At 67.6% G+C, this 5,588-nt stretch carries 4 protein-coding genes; all 4 read left to right on the forward strand.

Going from position 1 to position 5,588, the window contains the following annotated elements; all coding sequences use genetic code 11:
- Positions 1 to 1,024 (forward strand): exo-rhamnogalacturonan lyase family protein (locus AC1DU6_RS18725; protein WP_477858830.1); only part of this gene is annotated, 1,024 nt, incomplete at its 5' end.
- Between the two features lie 79 nt (positions 1,025 to 1,103).
- Positions 1,104 to 2,324, forward strand: a complete 1,221-nt coding sequence (locus tag AC1DU6_RS18730) for a rhamnogalacturonan acetylesterase (protein ID WP_477858832.1) — start codon at positions 1,104 to 1,106, stop codon at positions 2,322 to 2,324.
- A gap of 5 nt (positions 2,325 to 2,329) precedes the next feature.
- Positions 2,330 to 3,574, forward strand: a complete 1,245-nt coding sequence (locus AC1DU6_RS18735) for a serine hydrolase domain-containing protein (RefSeq protein ID WP_477858834.1) — start codon at positions 2,330 to 2,332, stop codon at positions 3,572 to 3,574.
- A 201-nt stretch (positions 3,575 to 3,775) separates the two neighbouring features.
- Positions 3,776 to 5,588 (forward strand): rhamnogalacturonan lyase B N-terminal domain-containing protein (locus AC1DU6_RS18740; RefSeq protein WP_477858836.1); only part of this gene is annotated, 1,813 nt, incomplete at its 3' end.

Raw genomic sequence — 5,588 nt, forward strand, 5'->3', positions numbered from 1 at the left:
GCGTTACGACGTCGGCGGCTTTGCCTGGGACAACTCGGAGCTGTCGCCCGACCTGTGGCTCTGGTACGCCTACCTGCGCAGTGGCCGCGCCGACATCTTCCGCTTCGCCGAGGCCATGGTGCGCCACACCAGCGAGGTCGACATCTATCACGCCGGCCGCTTCCAGGGCCTGGGCACGCGGCACAACGTGCAGCACTGGGGCTGCAGCGCCAAGCAGGCKCGCATCTCCACGGCGGCCTACCGCCGCTTCTACTACTACCTGACGGCCGACGAGCGCATCGGCGACGTCATGCGCGAGGTGCTCAGCGCCGACACCAAGATGGATGAGGTCGACCCCGTGCGCAAGATCGCCGGCCGCGTGGACAAGGGCCCCTGGCCGGCGCGCATCGGCTTCGGCACGGACTGGGGCTCGGTCGTCGCCAACGTGCTGACCGAGTGGGAGCGCACCGGCGATGTGCGCTGGCGCAACAAGCTGCTGCGCGGCATGCAGGGCATCGCCGCCATGCCCCACGGCTTCTTCACCGGCAGCGGTGGCTACGAGCCCACGGGGCCGAACGAAGGCGCCTTTCACAACGTCAGCGGCGACAAGCTCAGCGCCAGCCACCTGAGCGCCGTCTTTGGTGCTGTGGAGATGATGGCCGAACTGGTGGAGCTGATCGATGAGCCCGAGTTCAAGCAGGCCTGGCTGCAGTATTGCGAGCTCTACAACGCGCCGCGCGACCAGCAGGTCAAGGCGCTGGGCGCGCCGCACGGCGGCGGCACGGTGCTGAGCGTGGGCCATTCGCGTCTGAGCGCCTACGCGGCCAAGAGCAAGCAGGACAAGGCCCTGGCCCAGCGCGCCTGGCGCGAGTTCCTGGCCGACGATCCGCGCGGCCACAAGACGCTRAAGACCACGCGCATCGCCGGCCCGCTGGCGCTGAACCCGGTGGACGAGGCGCCCTGGATCAGCACCAATGACACCGCGCAGTGGGGGCTGGCGGCGATTCAGAACCTGGCCCTGATCGGCGACCAGCTCACTGACTGACATGACCACATCGATGAACACAGCCACAGAGACACAGAGGCACAGAGGAAATCTGCCCTTTCTCTCCATGCTCTTCTCTGTGTCTCTGTGCCTCAGTGGCTGTGTTTCCCAGCCACGCGCGGCCGAACCGCTCAGCTTCGACTTCACCACGACGCCCGCGCCCACCTACAGCCGTGACCGCGGCGCCGGCTTCGAGCCCGGCGCCGCGCTCAATGCCGCCGGCCAGCCGAGCTTCTTCACGGTGGACGTGCCCGCGGAAGGCAACTACCGCGTCACCGCGACGCTCGGCGCCGCCGCCGCCAGCAACACGACCATCAAAGCCGAGCTGCGTCGGCTGATGCTGGACAGCGTGGGGGTGGCTGCCGGTGCAACTGAAACGCGCAGCTTCATCGTCAACGTGCGCACCGCCCGCATCGCCGCCGTGCCGGGTGTGGAAGCAGGCGTCGTCAAGCTCAAGGAACCGCGCGAAAGCAAGGATGAGATCTGGGCCTGGGACCAGCGCCTGACGCTGGAGATCAACGGCAGCCAGCCGGCGCTGCGCAGTCTCGTCATTGAGCCCGTCAAGGTGCCCACCGTCTTCTTGCTGGGCGACTCCACGGTGGCCGATCAGTCCCGCGAGCCCTACAGCAGCTGGGGCCAGATGCTGACGGCCCTGTTCAAGCCCACCGTGGCCGTGGCCAACCATGCGCAGTCGGGCGAAACCTTCCGCGACTCGCTGGCACGCCGGCGCATCGACAAGATCCTGTCCGTCATGCAGCCGGGTGACACCGTGCTGCTGCAGTTCGGGCACAACGACCAGAAACAGCAGAAGGACGGCAGCGGCAACGCCCAGACCTACAAGGCCGAACTGCGCACCCATGCCGAGCGCATCCTGGCGCGCGGCGGCGTGCCGGTCGTCGTGTCGTCGATGGAGAGGCGCAACTTCGACCCCGAGGGAAAGCTCAGGCCCAGCCTGACCGAGTACGCCGACGCGGCGCGCGCGGTCGCGCAGGACATGAAGCTGGCCTTCATCGACCTCAACGCGATGAGCCAGCAGTTCTACGCGGCCCTCGGCCCCGAGCGCTCCCAGGCCGCCCATCCGATGAACAACGGCAAGCTCGACAACACCCACCACAACAACTACGGCGCCATGCAGTTGGCGCGTTTGGTGGCCCTGGGTTTGCGGGAAGCCCGTGTGCCGGTGGCCGCACAGCTGCGCGATGATCTTGGCGTCATTGACCCCGCCAGGCCGCTGCCGCCGGAGCAGTTCCACGTTGCAGCGAGCCCGGGCTTCACCCAGCAACGCCCACTGGGCGATTGAGCCGAATGAGAACCATCCTTGCCGCCCTGGCGCTGGCCTGCGCCGCGCTGGCCCACGCCCCAGCGACCTCGGCCGCACCGCCCAAGGCCGCTGCGGTCACCGCACAAGGCTTCTCGCCGGAACGCCTGCAGCGGCTCGACGCAGCCATCGAGGAGCAGATCGACAAACAGCAGCTCGCCGGCGGCGTGATGGCCGTGCTGCGCGATGGCAAGCCGGTCGTCTTCAAGGCCTATGGCCAGCGCGACATCGAGAACGCCAGGCCGATGCGCACGGACACGATCTTCCGCATCGCCTCCATGACCAAGGCACTGACGACGGTGGCAGCCATGATCCTTTACGAGGAAGGCCGCTTCCTGCTGAAGGACCCGGTGGCGCGCTATCTGCCGGCCTTCGCCAACATGCAGGTCGCCCTGCCCGGTGGCGGCACCGAGAAGCCGCGCCGCGCGCTGACCATCCACGATCTGCTGACCCACACCGCCGGCATGAGCTACGGCGGCGGCCCGGCCCAGGCGGCCTACAGCGCTGCTGGCATGAAGGACTGGTACCTCGTCGGCAACGACGAGACGTTGGCGCAGTGGACCGACCGCTTCACCGCGCTGCCGCTGCAGAGCCARCCGGGTGAGCAGTTCATCTACGGCTACGCCACCGACGTGCTGGGCCGCATCGTCGAGGTCGTGTCGGGCCAGCCGCTGGACAAGTTCATCAAGGACCGCATCACCGACCCGCTGCACATGCCCGACACGAGCTTTTTCCTGCCACCGGAAAAGCTGGAGCGCCTGGCCAATGTCTACGGGCTGGAAGGCGACCAGCTCAAGCTGATGGAAACGTCGGCGAAGAGCGACTTCGTCAACGGCCCGCGCAAGCTGCTGTCCGGCGGCGCGGGCATGTTGAGCACCGCGGGCGACTACACGCGCCTCCTGCAGATGCTGCTGAACAAGGGCGAGCTGGATGGCGTGCGCATCCTCGCGCCCCACACCGTGGCGCTGATGACGGCCGACCATCTCGGTTCCAAATCCGGCGGCGATGCCGATGGCTTCGGGCTGGGCTTCTGGGTCAACGTGAAACGCGGCGGCTTCAAGGAACTGGGCAGCGAAGGCGCCTTTGGCTGGGGCAGCGCCTATTTCCCGCAGTACACGGTGGACCCGAAGGAGCGCCTCGTCATCCTCTTCATGACGCAGCTGCGGCCCGCGGGGAATTCGACGCTGCATCTGCGCGTGCGCACGCTGACGTATCAGGCGCTGATCAAGTGATCCGCAAGCGCGCGCTATACCGCGCAGCTATGGCAAACGCGGTGATAGCGCTCATCTGAGCGAAGAGTTGCGGGCGCACGAGCGGCGCTGTTCAAACGCTCATCTGGTTGAGTACACGCGGAGGCAGGCGCTGCCTACATTCCGCTCCGGCTGCGGGCAAGCCCGCAAACCGTGAACAACGACACAAGACCAGGAGACTTCATGAACACGACAAGCTCGCGCCGGCCTATGGCGCACTGGCTGGCCGCAGGCCTGCTCGCCGCGGCGGCACCGGCCGCGATGGCCGCCTTCAGCATCACCACCGTCCACGACAACAACAACGCGGCGCGGCCGCAGTACGTCATCGACACCGATGGCGGCCTGGTGTTCAAGGTGCGTGGCTGGGACAGCAGCAGCACCACGGCCATCGGCGACTTGTCCAGCATGGTCTACAAGGGCGTGGAGTACGCCGACCCCGCCCGCGGCACACAGCTCAACTCCGGGGCCGACTGGCTCTACAACGGCGTCAGCGCCGTGGGCCTGAAGGTGGAGGCCGTCAGCGCCAACGGCACCGTGACGCCGGCTTCCAGCAGCAACGGCGGCGTGGTCAACGCGAGCGACTACATCCGCGTCACCCTCACCAGCACCAGCACCAAGGGTGGCGTGCTGACGCACTACTACCTGGTGAAGAAGGGCGAGTCCAACATCCACATGGGCACGCACTTCACCGAAGAGCCGGACGTGCACGGCCTGGTGCGCTTCATCGCCCGCATCCCCATCGCCAAGCTGCCCAACGGCGGCCCGGTCAATGCGGCCGGCGGCCTGCGCACCTACAACGGTGAGAGCTTCTGGGCCGAGGACCTGCGCGGCACCAGCGGCGCCATCGAGGCCAGCGACGTGTTCGGCTTCCCGGCCACCGATGCGCGATACGGCCAGTCACGCTCCAAGCACTACGCCAACCGCCGGCTGAAGGACTGGGAGTTCGTCGGCGGCTCCGGCCCTGGCGTGGGCATCTGGTTCTGGCGCGACAACAACGAAGGCGGCTCCGGCGGCCCCTTCTACCGCAGCCTGCTGCAGCAGATCACCGACACGACCAACGAGCTGACCTACATCGTCAATTACGGCGAGGCCCAGACGGAAGCCTTCCGCATGGGGGTACTGAACACGTACACGATGATCTTCAACGACGGCACGGCCCCCACGGCCCGCCCCGACACCAGCTGGTACGGCAACGTGGGCCTGCTGGGCTACGTGCCTCCGGTGGGCCGAGGCTCGGTCAGCGGCGCCGGCCTGACGGGCCGCATCGCCGGCCTGCCCTACGCGGTGGGCTTCGCCAACGCGCAGGCACAGTACTGGGCCGACGCCGACCCCGTCGACGGCCACTTCACGGCCACGGGCATGCTGCCGGGCGTCTACACGATGACGGTCTACAAGGGCGAGCTGGCCGTGCAGACCGGCTCGGTGACGGTGACCGCCAATGCCACGTACGCGCTGAACCCGGTGGCCATCACGGCCGACCCCGAGGCCACGCCGGCGCTGTGGCGCATCGGCCACTGGGACGGCACGCCGCAGGAGTTCATCAACGGCGACAAGCTGACCTTCATGCACCCGTCCGACGTGCGCATGGCGTCGTGGAATGTCAGTCCCTTCGTCATCGGCCAATCCAATGCCGCAACGCAATGGCCCGCCTATCAATGGAAGGACGTCAACAACGGCCTGCAGGTGCGCTTCACGCTCAAGCGCGGCCAGAACGCGGCACCGCTGCGGCTGCGCATCGGCACCACGGCCGACTTCGCCGGCGCCCGCCCACAGGTCACGGTCAACAGCTGGACGTCGGCCATTCCCGCCGCACCGCCCAAGGTGTCGCGCAACCTCACCGTGGGCACCTACCGCGGCTTCAACCGCACCTACAGCTTCGACATCCCCGCCGCGCAGCTGGTCGTCGGCACCAACGTGCTGACCATCAACACCGTCAGCGGCACCGCCGGTGCCGCCTTCCTGAGCCCGGCGCTGTCCTTCGATGCCATCGATCTGA

It is taken from the genome of Roseateles sp. P5_B10 (assembly GCF_056400485.1).